Annotated in this window: 18 protein-coding genes; 11 read left to right on the top strand and 7 right to left on the bottom strand. The window is 70.3% G+C overall.

What is annotated here, in order from left to right; all coding sequences use genetic code 11:
* The 4 genes from AB7U92_RS05460 to AB7U92_RS05445 all read left to right on the top strand — a co-directional run.
* On the top strand, positions 1 to 455 hold a 455-nt coding region (locus AB7U92_RS05460), incomplete at its 5' end, for a tyrosine-type recombinase/integrase (RefSeq protein WP_428575171.1).
* Positions 350 to 3,604: an error-prone DNA polymerase gene (locus AB7U92_RS05455; RefSeq protein ID WP_428575170.1), complete on the top strand. Its 3,255-nt coding sequence runs from the start codon at positions 350 to 352 to the stop codon at positions 3,602 to 3,604. The genes AB7U92_RS05460 and AB7U92_RS05455, both read left to right, overlap by 106 nt.
* 10 nt (positions 3,605 to 3,614) lie before the next feature.
* Positions 3,615 to 4,397, top strand: a complete 783-nt coding sequence (yaaA, locus tag AB7U92_RS05450; protein ID WP_428575169.1) for a peroxide stress protein YaaA — start codon at positions 3,615 to 3,617, stop codon at positions 4,395 to 4,397.
* Positions 4,394 to 5,557 carry an MFS transporter gene (locus AB7U92_RS05445; protein WP_428575168.1) on the top strand — a complete coding sequence of 388 codons (1,164 nt, stop codon included), beginning with the start codon at positions 4,394 to 4,396 and terminating at the stop codon, positions 5,555 to 5,557. The genes yaaA and AB7U92_RS05445 overlap by 4 nt, the downstream gene beginning before the upstream one ends.
* Positions 5,558 to 5,560: 3 nt before the next feature.
* On the opposite strand, the gene AB7U92_RS05440 is transcribed toward AB7U92_RS05445, so the two are convergent.
* Positions 5,561 to 6,103 (bottom strand): PaaI family thioesterase, encoded by a 543-nt coding sequence (locus AB7U92_RS05440; RefSeq protein ID WP_428575167.1) that lies wholly within the window; start codon positions 6,101 to 6,103, stop codon positions 5,561 to 5,563.
* 61 nt (positions 6,104 to 6,164) lie between these two features.
* On the opposite strand from AB7U92_RS05440, the gene AB7U92_RS05435 reads away from it, so the two are divergent.
* Complete coding sequence (locus AB7U92_RS05435; protein WP_428575166.1) at positions 6,165 to 6,614, top strand: MarR family winged helix-turn-helix transcriptional regulator; 450 nt, start codon at positions 6,165 to 6,167, stop codon at positions 6,612 to 6,614.
* Positions 6,607 to 7,833 carry an MFS transporter gene (locus AB7U92_RS05430; RefSeq protein WP_428575165.1) on the top strand — a complete coding sequence of 409 codons (1,227 nt, stop codon included), beginning with the start codon at positions 6,607 to 6,609 and terminating at the stop codon, positions 7,831 to 7,833. The genes AB7U92_RS05435 and AB7U92_RS05430 overlap by 8 nt, the downstream gene beginning before the upstream one ends.
* A 295-nt stretch (positions 7,834 to 8,128) precedes the next feature.
* Here the strand turns inward: AB7U92_RS05430 and AB7U92_RS05425 are convergent, their stop codons facing one another.
* The 3 genes from AB7U92_RS05425 to AB7U92_RS05415 are packed head-to-tail and all read right to left on the bottom strand — an operon-like array spanning position 8,129 to position 10,371.
* A complete protein-coding gene (locus AB7U92_RS05425; RefSeq protein WP_428575164.1) occupies positions 8,129 to 8,608 on the bottom strand; it encodes a GFA family protein in 480 nt (159 codons plus the stop codon).
* A gap of 21 nt (positions 8,609 to 8,629) precedes the next feature.
* On the bottom strand, positions 8,630 to 9,418 hold the full coding sequence (locus tag AB7U92_RS05420; RefSeq protein WP_428575163.1) for an SDR family NAD(P)-dependent oxidoreductase: 789 nt from the start codon (positions 9,416 to 9,418) through the stop codon (positions 8,630 to 8,632).
* Positions 9,415 to 10,371: an MBL fold metallo-hydrolase gene (locus tag AB7U92_RS05415; protein WP_428575162.1), complete on the bottom strand. Its 957-nt coding sequence runs from the start codon at positions 10,369 to 10,371 to the stop codon at positions 9,415 to 9,417. Before AB7U92_RS05415 ends, AB7U92_RS05420 begins: the two co-directional genes overlap by 4 nt.
* A gap of 62 nt (positions 10,372 to 10,433) precedes the next feature.
* Between AB7U92_RS05415 and AB7U92_RS05410 the strand changes: the two genes are divergently transcribed.
* Together AB7U92_RS05410 and AB7U92_RS05405 are read left to right on the top strand one after the other, a co-directional pair.
* Positions 10,434 to 10,943 (top strand): hypothetical protein, encoded by a 510-nt coding sequence (locus AB7U92_RS05410; protein WP_428575161.1) that lies wholly within the window; start codon positions 10,434 to 10,436, stop codon positions 10,941 to 10,943.
* Positions 10,940 to 11,293: an ArsC family reductase gene (locus AB7U92_RS05405; protein WP_428575160.1), complete on the top strand. Its 354-nt coding sequence runs from the start codon at positions 10,940 to 10,942 to the stop codon at positions 11,291 to 11,293. The genes AB7U92_RS05410 and AB7U92_RS05405 overlap by 4 nt, the downstream gene beginning before the upstream one ends.
* Here AB7U92_RS05405 and AB7U92_RS05400 read toward each other — a convergent pair whose 3' ends face one another.
* Positions 11,294 to 12,424, bottom strand: a complete 1,131-nt coding sequence (locus AB7U92_RS05400) for a DNA alkylation repair protein (protein WP_428575159.1) — start codon at positions 12,422 to 12,424, stop codon at positions 11,294 to 11,296.
* Positions 12,425 to 12,602: 178 nt separating this feature from the next.
* Here AB7U92_RS05400 and AB7U92_RS05395 point away from each other — a divergent pair, with 178 nt between their 5' ends.
* The gene (locus AB7U92_RS05395; RefSeq protein WP_428575158.1) at positions 12,603 to 13,805 is read left to right on the top strand and encodes an ammonium transporter; all 1,203 of its coding nucleotides are present in this window, start codon (positions 12,603 to 12,605) and stop codon (positions 13,803 to 13,805) included.
* A gap of 1 nt (position 13,806) precedes the next feature.
* Here the strand turns inward: AB7U92_RS05395 and acnA are convergent, their stop codons facing one another.
* Both acnA and serC read right to left on the bottom strand, forming a co-directional pair.
* A complete protein-coding gene (gene acnA, locus AB7U92_RS05390; protein ID WP_428575157.1) occupies positions 13,807 to 16,512 on the bottom strand; it encodes an aconitate hydratase AcnA in 2,706 nt (901 codons plus the stop codon).
* An 87-nt stretch (positions 16,513 to 16,599) separates the two neighbouring features.
* Positions 16,600 to 17,682 (bottom strand): 3-phosphoserine/phosphohydroxythreonine transaminase, encoded by a 1,083-nt coding sequence (serC, locus tag AB7U92_RS05385; protein WP_428575156.1) that lies wholly within the window; start codon positions 17,680 to 17,682, stop codon positions 16,600 to 16,602.
* A gap of 135 nt (positions 17,683 to 17,817) precedes the next feature.
* Here serC and AB7U92_RS05380 point away from each other — a divergent pair, with 135 nt between their 5' ends.
* A complete protein-coding gene (locus AB7U92_RS05380) occupies positions 17,818 to 18,498 on the top strand; it encodes a DUF6781 family protein (RefSeq protein WP_428575155.1) in 681 nt (226 codons plus the stop codon).
* Positions 18,499 to 18,526: 28 nt separating this feature from the next.
* The coding region (locus AB7U92_RS05375; protein WP_428575154.1) for an exonuclease domain-containing protein at positions 18,527 to 18,796 on the top strand (270 nt) is incomplete at its 3' end.

Below are 18,796 nucleotides of genomic sequence, written 5' to 3'. Positions count from 1 at the left end.
CACCGCCGCGGCGCCGCCACCACCTCTACGACCAGAGCTTCCAGCGCGCCTTCAAGCGCGCGCTCGACGAAGCCGGCATCGCCAAGCCGGCCACGCCGCACACGCTGCGCCACTCCTTCGCCACCCCCCTGCTGCAGTCGGGCTACGACATCCGCACCGTGCAGGAGCTGCTCGGCCATGCCGACGTGAGCACCACGATGATCTACACCCACGTGCTCAAGCTCGGCGGCGGCGCGGTGCTCAGCCCGCTCGACCAGCTCGCGGCGGTGTCGCCCCCCGTGCCGCCCACGTACGCCACCCACGCCATGCCCCTGCGCCCGGGCCGCCACGCCCGCGAGAGCGAACCACCGTGTTATCTGCCGACACCCAACGCCCTGCCGCTGTATCGGCCGGCCGCGCCCGCAGCCTGCCGGGCTACGCCGAGCTCCACTGCCGCAGCTGCTTCAGCTTCCTGAGCGGCGCCTCGCAGCCCGACGAGCTGGTGCGCCGCGCGCACCGGCTCGGCTACGCCGCGCTCGCGATCACCGACGAATGCTCGCTCGCCGGCGTGGTGCGCGCGCATGTCGAGGCGCGCGAGTGCGGCCTGCACCTGATCGTCGGCGCGCAGATGCGGCTCACGCTGCCGGCTGCCAAGGCAGGGGAGGACTCCGCACCGCACGCCCGCTTGGTGCTGCTCGCGCAGACGCGCCGCGGCTACGGCAACCTCTCGCACTGGATCACCGTCGCGCGCCGCCGCGCGCCCAAGGGCGAGTACCTCGCGCACCCCTCCGACCTGGAAGGCCGCGTGCCGAACGCGCCCTTCCTCGCCGGCCTGCCGGGCTGCCTCGCACTGCTGGTGCCTGATGCGTCACAGGGCTTCGAGGCCGTGTTTGCCCAGGCGATGTGGCTCAAGACCTGGTTCGGCACCGACCGCGCCGGCCTCGCGCTGGAGTTGCTGCACCGCCCCGGCGACGAGGCGCTGCGCGCGATGGTGAAGAAGATCGCGCAGCTCACCGGATTGCCCATCGTCGCCGCGGGCGACGTGCTGATGCACGTGCGATCGCGCAAGGCGCTGCAGGATGCGCTGGTCGCCACACGGCTGAACCGGCCGGTGGCCGAGTGCGGCCTCGCGCTCGCGCCCAACGCCGAGCAGCACCTGCGTTCGCGCGCGCGGCTGGCCACGCTGTACGAACGCGAGTGGCTCGACAACACGCTCGCCTTCGCGGCGCGCTGCAGCTTCTCGCTGGCCGAGCTGCGCTACGAATACCCGCGCGAGATCGTGCCCGAGGGCCACACCCCGGCTTCCTGGTTGCGCACGCTGGTGATGCAGGGCGTCGAGCGCCGCTTCCCGCTGGAGGGGCCGCTGGCGGAAGAGGGCGCTGCAGCCGCACGCGCCGACGCACTCTCTCGCATCGAGCACGAGCTGGCGCTGATCGCGCAGCTCGGCTACGAGCCCTACTTCCTCACCGTGGCCGACATCGTGCAGTGGGCGCGCGCCCAGGGCATCCTCTGCCAGGGCCGCGGCAGCGCGGCCAACTCGGTGGTGTGCTACTGCCTCGGCGTCACCGAGGTCAGCCCGCGCGAGGCCACGCTGCTGTTCGAGCGCTTCATCAGCGCCGAGCGCAACGAGCCGCCGGACATCGACATCGACTTCGAGCACCAGCGCCGCGAGGAGGTCATCCAGTACATCTACCGCAAGTACGGCCGCCACCGCGCCGCGCTCACCGCGGTGGTGATCAGCTACCGGCCGCGCAGCGCGGTGCGCGACATCGGCCGTGCGCTCGGCATCGACCCGCAGCGCATCGATGCGGTGGCCAAGGGACAGCAGTGGTTCGACGGCCGCAGCATCCGCGCCGAGCGCCTGCGCGAGAACGGCTTCGACCCCGAGTCGCCCATCGTGCGCCAGTGGGTGGAGCTGACGCAGCAGCTGATCGGCTTCCCGCGCCACCTCTCGCAGCACCCCGGCGGCTTCGTCATCGCGCGCGACCAGATCGAACAGCTGGTGCCGGTGGAGAACGCCGCCATGCCCGGGCGCAGCGTGGTGCAGTGGGACAAGGACGACCTCGACGAGCTCGGCCTCATCAAGGTCGACATCCTCGCGCTGGGCATGCTCAGCGCCATCCGCCGCTCGATGGCCGACATCGCGCGCAAGCTCGGCCGGCCCTTCGAGGTGCAGCATGTGCCGAGGGAAGACGCGCGCACCTACGACATGATCTGCGCCGCCGACACCGTGGGCGTCTTCCAGATCGAGAGCCGCGCGCAGATGAGCATGCTGCCGCGCCTGCAGCCCCGCACGTACTACGACCTGGTGGTCGAGGTGGCGATCGTGCGGCCCGGCCCCATCCAGGGCGGCATGGTGCACCCGTACCTGAAGAACCGGGGCCTCTCCGACGAGGAGATCGACTACCCCAAGGCGCTGCGCCCCGCGCTGCAGCGCACCAAGGGCGTGCCGATCTTCCAGGAGCAGGTGATGCAGATCGCGATGATCGCCGCCGACTTCAGCCCCGGCGAGGCCGACGCGCTGCGCCGCGCGATGGCGGCCTGGAAGCGCAAGGGCGGGCTCGGTCCCTTCCACGACCGGCTGGTCGGCCGCATGGTGGAGAAGGGCTACGAGCGCGAGTACGCCGAGCGCATCTTCAGGCAGATCGAGGGCTTCGGCGAATACGGCTTCCCCGAGAGCCACGCCGCCGGCTTCGCGCTGCTGGTCTACGTCAGCTGCTGGATCAAGCGGCATCACCCCGATGTCTTCCTCGCCGCGCTGCTGAACAGCCAACCGCTGGGTTTCTACGCCCCGGCGCAGCTGGTGCGCGATGCACGGGCGCACGGCGTCGAAGTACGGCCGGTGGACGTGCATGCGAGCGAGGTGAACTCGGTGCTCGAAGGGCTGGAAGGGTCGGTGGGCGAACGAGTGCTGCCGGTGCGATTGGGGCTCGATCGCGTCGGCGGCCTGGCGCTGGAGGCCGCCGAGCGCATCGTCGCCGCGCGCCGCGAGGGCGGGGCCTTCGCCAGCGTGGAAGACCTGGCCCGCCGCGCCGCGCTGAATGCCAACGACCTGCAGGCCCTCGCGCAGGCCGACGCGCTGCGCGGCTTGGCCGGCCACCGCCACCAGGCGGCCTGGGCAGTGGCCGGCGTCGACACGCGCGCCACGCCCATGCTGCGCGCCACACGAACGCAGGAGGCGGCGCAGGCCGAGCTCGCCGCACCCTCGGCAGTGGAAGACACGCTGGCCGATTACCGGGCGCTCGGCCTGTCGCTGCAGCACCACCCGATCGGCCTGCTGCGCGAGGAGCTCGCGGCTTTCAAGGTGCAGCCGGCATGCGTGCTGCGCACCTATCCGCACGGCCGGCTGGCGCGTGCCAGCGGCCTGGTCACGCATCGGCAGCGCCCCGAGACGGCCAAGGGCACCACCTTCGTCACGCTGGAGGACGAGACCGGCACCGTCAACGTGATCGTCTGGCCCAAGGTCTTCGAGGCGCACCGGCGCGAGCTGCTCGGCACGCGGCTGCTCACCGTCTACGGCCAGTGGCAGCGCGAGGGCGAGGTGATGCACCTGGTGGCGATGAAGCTGATCGACCACAGCCCGCTGCTGGCTGGCTTGGTCGCGAAGAGTCGCGACTTTCATTGAAAATCGCTCCATGCTGTTTCTTCTTTCTCCCGCCAAGCGCCTCGACTACGAGAGCGCCGTACCGCCCGAGGTGGCCGCGCTCGCCACCGCGCCGAAGTTCATGACCGAAGCCGCCGCGCTGATCGAGGTGATGAAGGCCAGGACGCCGCTGCAGGTGGCGAAGCTGATGGACCTCTCCGACGAACTCGCCGCGCTCAACGCGGCCCGCTACGCGGCCTGGTCGAAGCGCAACACCGCGAGGAACAGCCGCCCGGCGGTGCTCGCCTTCGCGGGCGACGTGTACGAAGGCCTGCAGGCCGAGTCGCTGGTCCTCGACGACCTCGCCTGGGCGCAGGCGCACGTGGTCATCCTCTCTGGCCTGTACGGCGCGCTGCGCCCGCTCGACAAGCTGCAGCCCTATCGCCTCGAGATGGGCACGGCCGTGGCCACCGAGCGTGGCCGCAACCTCTACGACTGGTGGGGCGACACGATCGCCGCCCACCTCAACCAGCGGCAGCGCGGCGAACGCGCCCCGGTGATCGTCAACCTCGCCTCGCAGGAATACTCGCGTGCCGCGCTGCGGCCGGCGCTGAAGGCGCGGGTGGTGGAATGCGTGTTCGAGGAAGGGCAGGGCGGCCAGTACCGGATCGTGAGCTTCTTCGCCAAGAAGGCGCGCGGCATGATGGCGCGCTTCGCGATCCAGAACCGCGTCGAGACGCCCGAGGCGCTGCGCGAGTTCGACGCCGAGGGCTACGGCTACGTGCCGGCGCTGTCCACGGCCGATCGCCTCGTGTTCCGCAGGCAGGCGCAGTGACCACCGTCCCGAAGCGCATCCTGCCCGTCATCGCGATCTCGCAGTTCGCGGGCACCTCGGTCTGGTTCGCCATCAATGCCGTGATGGCCGACCTGCAGCGCGACGTGGCGCTGCCCGCGGCGGCCATCGGCTGGCTCACGGCGGCGGTGCAGATCGGCTTCATCGCCGGCACCTTCGTCTTCGCGCTGCTGTCCATCGCCGACCGCTTCTCGCCGCGCAAGGTCTTCCTTGTCTGCTCGCTGCTCGCCGGCGCGCTGGCGCTGGCCACGGCGCTGCTGCCGCCCGAACTGTCGATGCTGCTCGTGCTGCGCTTCCTCACTGGCGTGGCGCTGGCCGGCATCTATCCGGTGGGCATGAAGATCGCCTCAGGCTGGTTCGCGCAGGGACTGGGCTGGGCGCTCGGCGTGCTGGTCGGGGCGCTGGTGTTCGGCAGCGCCTTGCCCTTCGCGCTGCGTGCGCTGGGCGCTTCGTGGTCCTGGCAGGCGGTGATGCTCGCCGTGGCGGCCGTGGCCGCCGGTGGCGGCGTGCTGATGGCCGTCTTCGTGCCCGATGGGCCGCACCTCGCGCCGGCCGCGCGCATCACGCCCAAGGCGCTCACGGTGATCTGGAACGACCGCCAGGTGCGCGCCTCGGCCTTCGGCTACTTCGGCCACATGTGGGAGCTGTACGCCTTCTTCGTGCTCATCCCGGCGATCGTGGCCACGCGCTTCGCCGGGGCGGCGGCCTCGTGGTGGGTGGCCGCCACGATCGGCCTGGGCGGCGTGGCCTGCATCGTCGGCGGTGCGCTGGTGCGCCGCGTCGGCGGTTCGCGCGTGGCCGCGTTCCAGCTCGCCAGCAGCGGGCTGTGCGGCCTGCTCGCGCCGTGGCTGCTCGAAGCGCCGCTGTGGCTGTGGGGCGCGTGGCTGCTGTGGTGGGGCGCCACCGTTTCCGGCGATTCGCCGCAGTTCAGTGCACTCACCGCCGCCAACGCGCCGCGCGCGATGGTCGGCAGTGTGCTCACCTTCGTCAATGCGATCGGCTTCACGCTGTCCACCGCCACCATCACGCTGTTCGCGGCGATGGCGGCGCAATGGCCGCTCGCCCAGGTGCTGCCCTGGCTGGCGGTGGGGCCGGCGATCGGGCTGTGGTTCCTCAGCCCGCTGTGGAGAGACGCGCGCTAGCAGCTACCGGCGTGCATCGAAGACGAGGCAGGTCGTGGACGCGTGTGCGTACAGCTTGCCGTCCGGCCCCACCAGCTTGCCTTCGGCCGTGGCCACCTGGTTGCCGCCGTGCACCACGCGGCCCTCGGCGCGCACCAGCGGCACCTTGTCGGTGAGGGCGCGCACGATGTTGATCTTCAGCTCCAGCGTGGTGTAGGCCTTGCCGGCCGGCAGGCTGGAGTGCACCGCGCAGCCCACGGCCGAATCGAGCAGCGTGGCGAACCAGCCGCCGTGCACCGTGCCCAGCGGGTTGTAGTGCGCGAAGCCGGGCTTGCCCTGGAACACCGCGACGCCGGGCTCGACGTGCACGAGCAGGAAGTCGAGCGTGATGCCGATCGGCGGCGCCGGCAGGCGACCGGCCATCATGGCCTCGAAGACCTGCATGCCCGACAGGCCCGCCACCTGCTCGGGCCGTGCGACGCCGATCTCGCCGCGCTTTGCTCGCATCGCGGCGTCTTCCTCTCGCCAGCGGGCAAGCGTGGCTTCGGTGTCGTGGGGGTGGCTCATCGTCGTTCCTTCGAGTCGTGATTAGCTTGCATATGCAAAGGTTGTGGCTACAATAATCGCCATGGCCGAAGTCGTCAAGCCTCAGGGCTGCACCAACCTCAAGCTGCGCGAGCTGAGCCGCGTGGTCACGCGCCACTACGACGCCTACGTCGCGCCCACGGGCCTGAAGAACTCGCAGTACTCGCTGCTGTCGCACATCGTCCTGCTCGGGCCGATCCGTCCGGGCGAGCTGGCTGCGCGCATGCGGCTCGATGCCTCCACGCTCACCCGCAACCTGCAGCCGCTCGTCGCCGCCGGGTGGGTGGAGCAGGGCCCGGGCGACGACGCGCGCAGCCGCTCGGTGGTGGCCACCGAGGTCGGACGGGCCAAGCGCGCCGAGGCGCAGCGCGCCTGGAAGCAGGCCCAGCTGGCGCTGAACGCACGCCTGGGCAACGAACGCGTGGCCGCGCTGCATGCGCTGCTCGACGACTGCCTGGCCGCGCTCGAAGAGGGAGATCCAGACGATGAATGACACCGTGCGCCGCACGCTGCCGCCGCTGGCCTGGGTGCTGCTGGCTGCGGCCGGTACCTTCGCACTGACCATGGGCGCACGCCAGTCGATGGGCCTGTTCCTCGGGCCGATCAACACCTCCACCGGGCTGGGCCTGGCGAGCATCAGCCTGGCCTTCGCCTTCGGGCAGCTGTGGTGGGGCCTCACCCAGCCTTTCGCCGGCATGGTGGCCGACCGCATCGGCGCCGGACGCGTGCTGCTGGCCGGCGTGCTGCTGGTGGCGCTGGGCACGGCGCTCATCCCCTACATGACGACGACCGCGGGGCTGATCTTCGCGATCGGCGTGCTGTCGGCCGGCGGTGCCGGCATGGCCGGCCCCTCGGTGCTGATGGCCGCCACCACGCGCCTCGTGCCGGCCGAGAAGCGCGGCCTGGCCAGCGGCATCGTCAACGCCGGCGGCAGCTTCGGGCAGTTCGTGTTCGCGCCGATCGCGGGGGGCATCACCGCGGCAGCCGGCTGGGTGGCCTCGCTGCAGACCCTGGCGGCGCTGACACTGCTGGCGCTGCCGGCGGCCTGGGTGCTGCGCGGGCACTCGAACGCCCCGGTGCCCGGCGCGGCCCCCGTGAAGAAGGAAACGACCCGCGAGGCGGTGTCACGTGCGCTGGCCGACCCGAGCTACCGGCTGCTGGCGGCAGGCTTCTTCGTGTGCGGCTTCCACGTTGCCTTCCTCGCCACCCACCTGCCCGGCGTGGTGGCCTCCTGCGGGCTGCCGCCGGAGGTGGGCGCCTGGTCGCTGGCGGTGATCGGCCTGTTCAACATCGTCGGCAGCGTGGCGATGGGCTGGGCGGTGAGCCGCTGGCGGATGAAGTCGCTGCTGTCGCTGGTCTACGCGACGCGTGCCGTGGCCGTGCTGGTGTTCCTGCTCGCGCCCAAGACCACCGCGGTGATGCTGGTGTTCGCCGCGGTGATGGGCCTGACGTTTCTCTCCACCGTGCCGCCCACCGCCGGCCTGGTGGCCAAGTTCTTCGGGTCGGCGAACATGGCCACGCTGTTCGGCATCGTGATGGTCTCGCACCAGATCGGCGGCTTTCTCGGCGCTTGGCTGGGGGGCAAGGCGTTCGAGGCGAGTGGCAATTACGACTGGATGTGGTACGCGGATGTGGTGCTGGCTGTCGGCGCAGCCTTGCTGCATCTGCCGATTCGGGAGAAGGTGGTGGCGCCTCGCGTGGCCGCTGCCTGAGGCCGCGTCAACCGTGGCAATCCACCAGACTGCATGCCACTAATGGTTCAGCGCGGCAGGCGCGGCCCCGTGGGGGCGATTTCGGGGTCGCCGAGGAGCGCAGTGCCGGGAGGCGGCGCGCGCAGCGCGCTTTGTGGACTGACTCGTCGCCTCTGTCCGAGCGCAGCGAACGGAGTGAGCGTAGCGAGTTAGGCGACGCGCCTCCTGGCACGAGCACCGCAGGGGAGTCGGCGCAGCCGACCGACCCCGCATGAGCCCTCGCGGGGCCGCGCCTGCCGCGCCGCTCCCACGCGGATCAAACGCGACGAACCGCCTCCACCCCAGGCACCACGTCCTCGCCATACGCAGCTTTCCACCGGGCAGACAGCTTCTCGCTGGCATCGAGCCGATGCCCTGGCAGCCCATCCTCGGCATGCCAGTTCGCCACCCGCGACTCCACCGCGAAGTGCGAGGTCGGCCGGATCCGCGAAGGATCGTCGAGACTTCCCACCGACAGATCCATTTTCTGCGAATCGACATACGCGAACGACAGCGGCGAGCCGCAATCCGGGCAGAAGCCGCGCCGCGCGAACGTCGACGAGGCGTACAGCTTCGGCGGCTCGGTGAGCCAGCGCACCGCCGCCTGTGGCACGTTGATGAAGGCCGCACGCGTGTTGCCGAAGGCCAGCTGGCACATGCGGCAGTGGCAGTAGTAGCCCTCGTCCGACTCCAGGCTCACCTCGTAGCGGATGCGGCCGCACAGGCAGCCGCCCTGCAGGGTCATCGTCTCGGCCATGGCGGCCTCCCGTGGGAACGATCAGACCGTGTAGTTGAGCACACGCCGGCCGCCGTCGGCATAGACGATCTCGCCGGTCAGGTAGCTCGAGGCATCGCTGAGCAGGAAGGCCACCACGTCGGCGATCTCTTCCGGCTCGCCCAGGCGGCGCATCGGCGTGCGGCTCATGATGCGCGCCTTGGCCTCCTCGCTGCCCAGCACCGCGTTCTTCGCCAGCTCGGTGGCGATGGTGCCCGGCGCCACGGCATTGACGCGGATGCCGCGGTCGGCCAGGGCCAGTGCCATCACGCGGGTGAGCTGGTCCACGCCGCCCTTGCTGACGTTGTAGCTGGCGATGCTCGGGATGGCCATCACGCCGTTGACCGAGCTCATGTTGACGACGCTGCCACCTCCGGAAGCGGCCATGTGCCGCGCGACCGCCTGCGCCACCAGGAAAGCGCCCTTGAGGTTGACGCCGATCACCTCGTCCCAGTCGGCCTCGGTGATGTCGAGGAAGTCGGCGGCCTTGAAGATGCCGGCGTTGTTCACCAGGCCGTGGATGCGCGGGAGCGACTGCAGCGTTGTCGCCAGCGCCGCCTCGACCTCGGCCTTATTCGCCACGTCGCAGCGTGCGAACAGCGCCTTCGCGCCGTTGCCGCGCAGTTCGGCGGCGAGCGCCTCGCCACGCGCGGCATCCACGTCCCACAGCGCCACCGCCATGCCGTCGCCCGCGAGGCGCCGCGCGCAGGCCGCACCGATGCCCTGTGCCGCGCCGGTGATCAGCGCCGCGCGGCCGGCCAGGCCGAAGTTCACTGCGCCGGAGGACGTCATGCCGCCTCCTTGTCGAGCCAGATGCCCATGCCCTGGGCGTTGAGCTCGATGTCGACGTCCAGCAGCGTCGCCACTTCCGTCTCGCTGAAGCGGCAGCCGTGCGCCTTCACGATCGCCACGTACTCGGCCAGCAGCGCGCGCTTGAGCGCGGCGTGGCGGTCCGGCGCACCCTTCAGGCCGCGGCCGATGGCCACCAGCCGGTCGAGCTGCGCGAGGAAGCTCTCGCCCAGGCGCTGCACGTCGCGCACGCGGCTGTAGTGCGTCAGGTACATGCACTCGGGCCGGTACGACAGCAGCCGCAGCACCGATTCGCGCAGCTTGTCGGGCTCGAACTGCACCGGCGTGGTGGTCGGCAGCAGCCACGGGCCCTGCTCGGTGTCGAACTCGCGGTAGCTCAGGCCGAAGGTGTCGCCGGTGAAGAAGCCGCGCGTGCGCGTGTCCCAGACGCAGTGGTGGTGGCGCGCGTGGCCCGGCGTGTCGAGAAACTGCAGCTCGCGGCCGGCCAGCGAGAGCGTCATGCCGTCGGCCGATTCCTTCACGCGCTCGGCCGGCACACCGACGATCTGCCCGTACGAGCGCGCCATCTCCGCCTCGCCGTACACCGCGGTGGCGCCGGCCACCAATGCCGAGGGGTCGATCATGTGCCGCGCGCCGCGCGGATGCACGATGGCCGTCGCTTTCGCCAGATGGCTCATCAGCAGGCCCACGCCGCCGGCGTGGTCGAGGTGCACATGCGTCGGGATCACGTGGTCGACGGCCTCGCGCGCCAGGCCGAGCGCTTCCAGCGTGGCCAGCAGGCGCGGCACGGCGAAGTTGGTGCCGGTGTCGACGAAGGCCGCGCGGCCGTTCTCGACGATCAGGTAGGCGGCGTCGAACACCGGGCGATGGAAGCCGGTGTCGATGGCGAAGATGCCGTCGCCCAGGTCCTGGGCATAGGAGGGTAGTGAGGACATGGGCAGGGATTCTAGGCAGCGGCCCCGCTCCGCACGACGGGAGTTCCGCTATCGTCCGCCCCATGATGCGTATGCCTGCCCTCGTGCTGTCGGCCCTGCTGCTGGCCGGCTGCGTCAACATGAGCAGCCCGACGAAACTCCCCACCGGCGCCAGCGCCGAGGCGATCCGCGCGCAGCTCGGCGAGCCCACCGGCCGCTACACGATGCCCGGCGGCGCCACGCGGCTCGAATATGCCCGCGGGCCCTACGGCCGCGAGACCTGGATGCTCGACGTCGATGCCGCCGGCGCGCTTCTCAAGGCCACGCAGGTGCTCCACGAGGCCACCTTCGCCACCATCAAGGCCGGCATGACGCGCGACGAAGTGCTTCGCATCATCGGGCGCCCGTCCAAGGTCGGCTTCGTCGGCTGGCAGAACCAGACGGTGTGGAACTACCGCTACTCGAGCCCGTTCTGCCAGTGGTTCCAGGTCGGCCTCGGGCAGGACGGCGTCGTGCAGGACACCGGCTTCGGCCCCGATCCGCTGTGCGACGACGTGGACGTTCCCCATGTCGGAATCCTGCGCCACCGATGAACCGCACCATCGTCTACGGCATCCCGAACTGCGACACCGTCAAGAAGGCCCGCGCCTGGCTGGCCGGGCGCGGTGTCGAGGTCGCCTTCCACGACTACAAGAAGCAGGGTGTGCCCGAGGCCGAGCTGAGCGGCTGGGTGAAGGCGCTCGGCTGGGAGGCGTTGCTCAACCGCAAGGGCTCCACCTGGCGCAAGCTCGATCCGGCGCGGCAGGCGCAGGTCACCGATGCCGGCAGCGCCATCGCGCTGATGCTGGCGCAGCCGAGCGTGATCCGCCGGCCAGTGCTGGTGCGCGGCGACGTGCTGAGCGTCGGTTTCGATGCCGACGACTGGGCGGCGCTGTTCCGCTAGTCAGAGCTTCAGGTCGAACTCCGCCTCGGCCACGACCTCGCCGTTGATGCGCAGGTCCAGCGCATGGCGGCCGGCGTGGTAGCGCCGCGTCGTCACCTCGCGCATCGAGTGCTGCTTCGTCAGCGTGCGTGATTCGCACGGCGCCAGTGTGAAGGTCCAGCCCTTGAACACCTTGGGCGTGCGCTCGCCATTGGCCTTGACGTGATGCACGGCGTAGTCGATCACCAGCGGCTGGGCGCGCTTCGCGCCGGAGTGCAGTTCGAGCGTCAGCGTGAGGCTGTCGCCCACGCGCAGCCGCTTCGGCGTGATCGCCAGCGCCGCCGCGCCGGAGTAGCGCCGGCCCAGGCCCCAGGCTTTCAGCATGCGTGCATCGCCCTTCTTGATGAGCGTGCGGCTGGCGTGCCTGAGCAGCGCGCGCCGCTCGGCCGAGGCGCCGGGCAGGTGCCGCACCACCCACTCGACGACGAGCGCCGGGTGGTCCTTGGCGATGTCGTTCAGGTGGTTGGCCACGCTGCGGCGCACGTACTCGCTCGGGTCGTCGAGCAGGGCCTCGAGCAGCGGCAGCGTCGGCGACGGGTCGGCGATCAGCCCCTTGAGCTGCAGCCCCCAGGGCAGGCGCGGGCGGCTGCCTTCGCTGGCCAGGCGGCGCACGTGCGGGCTCGCGTCCCTCGTCCAGCGCGCCAGGGTCTGGAACGCGAGTTCCGGGTGCGCCACGATGAAGGGCCGCACCGCCCACTCCGCGGTGAAGCGCTGGGTCAGCGCGTGCAGGCAGCGCAGCGCACGCTCGGGTGAATCCAGGCCGCGGCGCGCCACGAATTCGGTCATCGGCCACAGCGGCCAGCCGGCCAGGCCGGCGTCGCCCGTGCGCATCTCGCCGAGTTCCTCGTCGCCGCGCACCGGCAGCAGGCTGGCCTCGATGACGCGTGCCGCGCTGTCGAAATCGGCCGGCAGCGTGGCCTCCAGTGCAGCGCACAGGTGCTGCGCACGGGCCTTCAGCTCCAGAGTTTCCAGCCCGTCGACGGCCAGCGCCTCGAAGCGTGCGCCGTCGAAGGCCGGCCAGGCGCGCCCGAGGTGGCTGCGCATGGCGACCACGCCCTCGCGGTTGATGAGGTTCTTGAACGGTTCGGCCATGGGCGGCAAGCATACGGCGAGGCGGTCGCGCACGGCCTTCGTGCGTGTGCGCACCAATGAGCGGCATCTGCGTCGGCGCTATCACCGGTCTGGTGCATTCTGATTGCACCAAACAAGGCACGCGAATTGCTGTCCTGGTGCGCCGCGCACGACAACAACGCACGAGAGGGGGCTTCCGATGGATCAGGTCAAGCAGGGCACCGACGCCCTGTTCATTCTGCTGGGCGCCATCATGGTGCTGGCCATGCACGCCGGCTTCGCCTTCCTCGAGCTCGGCACGGTGCGCAAGAAGAACCAGGTCAATGCGCTGGTCAAGATCCTGGTCGACTTCGCCGTCTCCACCATCGCCTACTTCTTCGTCGGCTACACGTTCGCCTACGGCGTCGCCTTCTTCAGCGGCGCCGAGACGCTGGCGGCCAAGAACGGCTACGAGCTGGTGAAGTTCTTCTTCCTGCTGACCTTCGCGGCAGCGATCCCGGCCATCGTTTCCGGCGGCATCGCCGAGCGGGCGCGCTTCGGCCCGCAGCTGTTCGCCACTGCGGTGATCGTCGGCGTGATCTACCCGCTGTTCGAAGGCGCGATCTGGGGCGGCCGCTTCGGCGTGCAGGGCTTCGTGGAATCGACCACCGGCGTGGCCTTCCACGACTTCGCCGGCAGCGTCGTCGTGCACGCGGTGGGCGGCTGGATCGGCCTGGCCGCGGTGCTGCTGCTCGGGCCGCGCGCCAACCGCTACCGCAAGGACGGCGGCATGAGCGCGCACCCGCCGTCGAGCATTCCCTTCCTGGCGCTGGGCGCCTGGATCCTGGCGGTGGGCTGGTTCGGCTTCAACGTGATGAGCGCGCAGACCATCGACAAGATCTCCGGCCTGGTGGCGGTGAACTCGCTGATGGCGATGGTCGGCGGCACGCTGGTGGCGGTGCTGATGGGCCGCAACGACCCGGGCTTCGCCTACAACGGCCCGCTGGCCGGGCTGGTGGCGGTGTGCGCCGGCTCCGACGTGATGCACCCGGCCGGCGCGCTGGTGGTGGGCGGCGTGGCCGGGGCGATCTTCGTGCTGCTGTTCACGCTGACGCAGAACCGCTGGAAGATCGACGACGTGCTCGGCGTGTGGCCGCTGCACGGCCTGTGCGGCGCCTGGGGCGGCATCGCCTGCGGCATCTTCGGCCAGACCGCGCTGGGCGGGCGGGGCGGTGTGGGCTTCCTGTCGCAGTTCGTCGGCACGCTGCTGGGCGTGATCTGGGCCTTTGCCGGTGGCCTGCTGGTCTACGGCGCGATCCGGGCGGTGACCTCGCTGCGCCTCACGCCGGAAGAGGAGTACGAAGGCGCCGACCTGTCCATCCACCGCATCGGCGCCACGCCGGAGCGCGAGGCGAGCTGGTAGATCAGGCGATCAGCTGCCTCAGCACGTACGGCAGGATCCCGCCGTGCCGGTAGTAGTCCACCTCGATCGGCGTATCGATGCGCAGCGTGAGCGTCACGCGCTTCGTGCTGCCGTCGGCGCGCCGGATCGTCATCGAGGCATCCGCCTGCGGGCGGATCTCGCCGCCCAGGTCGATGTCGATCGCCTCGTTGCCCCTCAGGCCCAGGCTCTCCCACGAGTCGCCCGGCTTGAACTGCAGCGGCAGCACGCCCATGCCGACCAGGTTGCTGCGGTGGATGCGCTCGAAGCTCTTCGCCACCACCGCCTTGATGCCCAGCAACTGCGTGCCCTTGGCCGCCCAGTCGCGGCTGGAGCCGGTGCCGTATTCCTCGCCGCCGAAGATCACCGTCGGCGTGCCCTCGGCCATGTACTTCATCGCGGCGTCGTAGATCGCCAGCTTCTGGCCGGAAGGCTGGTGCAGCGTCACGCCGCCTTCCTCGCGTGAGCCGTCCGGGCCCGGCGGGATCATCAGGTTCTTGATGCGCACGTTGGCGAAGGTGCCGCGCACCATCACCTCGTGGTTGCCGCGCCGCGAGCCGTAGCTGTTGAAGTCGGCCTTGGCCACGCCGTGGGCCTTCAGCCACTGACCGGCGGGCGAGCTCTCCTTGATCGAGCCGGCCGGCGAGATGTGGTCGGTGGTGATCGAGTCGCCGAACAGGGCCATGATGCGCGCGCCTTCGATCTTCGAGGCGACCGCGGCCGGCTCCGGCGCGAAGCCGTCGAAGAAGGGCGGCCTGGCGATGTAGGTCGAGGCCGGCCAGTCGTACACCTGCCCGCTCGTGCCCTCGATGCGGTTCCACAGCTTGCCGGGCTTGCTGCGTACCTTCTCGTAGTTGGCCTTGAAGGCCTTGCCGTCCATCGCGTGCTTCATCAGCGCGTGGATCTCGTCGCTCGTCGGCCAGATGTCGCCGAGGTAGACCGGCCGGCCATTCTTGCCGGTGCCGACCGGCTCGGTCATCAGGTCGCGCCGCACCGTGCCGGCGATCGCGTAGGCCACCACCAGCGGCGGGCTGGCGAGGAAGTTGGCCTTCAGGTTCGGGTGGATGCGTGCCTCGAAGTTGCGGTTGCCCGAGAGCACGGCGGCGCACACCAGGTCGTTTCCGGCGATCGCCTCGTTGATCTCGGGCGCCAGGTCGCCGGCATTGCCGATGCAGGTGGTGCAGCCGTAGCCGGCGAGGTAGAAGCCCAGCTTCTCGAGATACTTCAGCAGGCCGGCCTTCTCGAGGTACTCGGTGACGATGCGCGAGCCCGGCGCGAGCGAGGTCTTCACGTGCGGCTTCACCGTCAGCCCCGCCTTCACCGCCTTCTTGGCCAGCAGCCCGGCGGCCAGCAGCACGCCGGGGTTGCTGGTGTTGGTGCAGGAGGTGATGGCAGCGATCAGCACATCGCCGTTGTGCAGCTCGATGCCGCTGCCCGTGGTGACGGGCTTGTCGAGCCTGTCGGCAGGCTGGTTGAAACCGTTGGCGGCAGCGGGTGCGCTGAACAGCTGGCCGAAGCTGGCTTTCACCTGGCCGATCTCGATGCGGTCCTGCGGACGCTTGGGGCCCGCCAGGCTGGGGGCCACGCTGCCGAGGTCGAGCGTCACCACCGAGCTGTAGTCGATGTCGCCCGCCTTCGGCACGCCGAACAGGCCCTGCGCGCGGAAGTAGGCCTCGAAGGCCTCGATCTCGCTCTTGCGGCGGCCGGTGCCACGGAAGTATTCGACCGTGCGCTCGTCGACCGGGAAGAAGCCCATGGTGGCGCCGTACTCCGGCGCCATGTTGGCGATGGTCGCGCGGTCGGGCAGGGCGAGCGTGCGCGTGCCCTCGCCGAAGAACTCGACGAACTTGCCCACCACCTTGTGCTTGCGGAGCATCTCGGTGACGGTGAGCACCAGGTCGGTGGCGGTCACGCCCTCGCGCAGCTGGCCGGTCAGCTCGAAGCCCACCACGTCGGGCGTGAGGAAATACACCGGCTGGCCGAGCATGCCGGCCTCGGCCTCGATGCCGCCCACGCCCCAGCCGACCACGCCGATGCCGTTGATCATCGTCGTGTGGCTGTCGGTGCCCACCAGCGTGTCCGGATAGCACACGCCGTCGGCGCGGCGGTGCACGCCACGCGCCAGGTACTCGAGGTTGACCTGGTGCACGATGCCGAATCCGGGCGGCACGACGCCGAAGGTGTCGAAGGCCTGCATGCCCCACTTCATGAACTCGTAGCGCTCTCGGTTGCGCTGGAACTCGAGCTTCATGTTGAGGTCGAGCGCGTCCTTGGTGCCGTAGTGATCGACCATCACCGAGTGGTCGACGACGAGGTCCACCGGCACCAGCGGCTCGATGGTCTTGGGGTTGCGGCCCATCGCGGCGGCCACGTTGCGCATCGCCGCCAGGTCGGCCAGCAGCGGCACGCCGGTGAAGTCCTGCAGCACCACGCGGGCGACCACGAACGGGATCTCGTCGGAGCGCTCTGCGTTGGGCTTCCAGTTGGCCAGCTGCGCCACGTGCTCGGCACCGACCTTGCGGCCATCACAGTTGCGCAGCACCGACTCCAGCACGATGCGGATCGAGACCGGCAGCCTGTGGATCGCCGGATGCTTCTTCGCCAGCGCGGGCAGGGAGAAGTAGCGGCCTTCCTTGCCGGAGGCGGTGCGGAAGGTCTGGATCGACGAGGCGAAAGGATGGGCGGCCATGGTGCGGAGCGTGCGGGTGAGGGATGCCCGCAACGCTAGCGCCAATCGCGCGCCCTTGCTACCGCGGGCGACATGCCCACGCGGGCATCAACCGTTCTTCGCCGCGAACTCGCGCATGTAGGCCACCAGCGCCTGCACGCCTTCCAGCGGCATGGCGTTGTAGATCGAGGCGCGCATACCGCCCACCACCCGGTGGCCCTTGAGCTGCACCAGCCCGCGCGCCTGCGCGCCTTCCAGGAACTTGCCATCCAGCGTCGCGTCGCGCAGCCGGAACGGCACGTTCATCAGCGAGCGGCAGTCCCTGGCCACCGGAGCGCTGTAGAAGTCCTGGCTGTCGAGGTAGTCGTACAGCAGCGCCGCCTTGGCGCGGTTGTGCGCTTCCATCGCCGCCAGGCCGCCCTGCGCCTGGATCCACTTGAACACCAGCCCGGCGATGTAGATCGCGTAGGTGGGCGGGGTGTTGAGCATGGAATCCGCCGCCGCCTGCTGGCCGTAGTCGAAGGCCGAGGGCGTGATCGGCAGCGAGCGGCCGAGCAGGTCTTCGCGCACGATGACGATGGTCAGCCCCGCGGGGCCGATGTTCTTCTGCGCGCCGCCGTAGATCAGGCCGTACTTCGCCACGTCGAGCGGGCGCGAGAGGATGTTGCTGGAGACGTCGGCCACCAGCGGCACGTCGCCCACGTCGGGCGTGAAGTGGTACTCCACGCCGCCGATGGTCTCGTTGGCGCAGATGTGCACGTAGGCGGCATTCGGGTCGAGCTGCCAGTCCTCGCGCGGCGGGATGCGGGTGTAGCCGCTGTCGCGGCTGCTCGCCGCCACGTTGACCGTGCAGTACTTGCCGGCTTCCTCGATCGAGCGCTTCGACCACTCGCCGGTGTCGATGTAGTCGGCGCCGGTGAAGCCGCGCAGCAGGTTCATCGGCACGATGGCGTTCTCGGCGATCGCGCCGCCCTGCATGAACAGGATCCGGTAGTTCGACGGCACCGCCAGCAGCTCGCGCAGCAGGTGCATCGCCTCCGCGTGGATGCTCATGAACTCGCGGCCGCGGTGGCTCATCTCCATCACCGACATGCCCGAGCCCTGCCAGTCGAGCATCTCCTCGGCGGCCTGGCGCAGCACCGGCTCCGGCAGGGCGGCGGGGCCGGCGCTGAAGTTGTAGACGCGGGTCATGGAACGGATCTCCGGAGGCGGCGGGTGACAGGGGGCCCCGAGCATACCCAACAACGACGCCGCGACCCCTGGCGCAGCGCAGCGTTTGGTGACAGCATCGCCGCACCCCATTCACCCACGCTGAGGAGACGTGCCATGCTGAAGTCCGGCATCGACCAGGACAAGATCATCGAGATGTTCGCCACGGCCAGTGCCAGCGGCAGCGAGCAGGTCCGCAAGGGCGTGCAGCAGGCCACGCTGGCGGCGCTGCAGGGCCGCGAACTGAGCCTGAAGAACATCCGCTCGGTGCTCAAGACCGTGGCCCAGGCCGCCTCGGCCGGTGCGGCGCAGAACAAGCTGCCGGGCGTGGACGTGGAGGCGCTGCTCGATCAGGCCGTGGCCGGCATGGATGCGGCGCTGCTCAAGGCGGTGGACGCCAACCGCGTGGCGCTGCAGCAACTCGTCAGCCAGGGCGCCGACCTGCGCGAGAAGCACCTGAAGAAAGCGCTGTCCGACCTGGAGGCGATGGAAGACAGCTTCATCGGCGCGCTGAAGAAGGCGGCCGACGCCGCCGGCACGCAGGTGGCCTCGCAATGGGCGCCGGTGCTCGAGAAGATGCAGGCCGGCGGTACCCTGTCCGGCGCCAAGGCGGCCACCACGGCCGAGCAGTTCGTGCAGCAGATGCACACCGCGATGCGCGACAGCCGCGCCGCCGGGCTGAAGGCGGCGCAGACCCTGGCCGAGAGCTACGCGGCGCTGGTCAGCGGCGTGCTGATCGGCATGTCCGACGCGCTCACGCAGGGCGGCGCCGCCAAGCCCAAGGCTGCGAAGAAGTGAACCCGCGCCGCTCGGTTATCGTGCCGGCATGAGCGATCCGAGCGGCGAGTTCAGCTTCTTCTGGCACGACTACGAGACCTTCGGCCGCGTGCCGCGGCGCGACCGGCCGGCGCAGTTCGCCGGCGTGCGCACCGACGCGGATCTGAACGAGATCGACGCGCCGGTGATGCTGTATTGCCAGCCGCCGCTGGATGCGCTGCCCGACCCCGAGGCCAGCCTGCTCACCGGCATCACGCCGCAGCAGTGCGCCGAGCAGGGCGAGGCCGAGCATGCCTTCGCCGCCGCCATCGAGGCGCAG

The organism is Piscinibacter sp. (genome assembly GCF_050175855.1).
Taxonomy (GTDB): domain Bacteria; phylum Pseudomonadota; class Gammaproteobacteria; order Burkholderiales; family Burkholderiaceae_C; genus Piscinibacter.
This window is presented reverse-complemented; position numbering and strand designations above follow the sequence as displayed.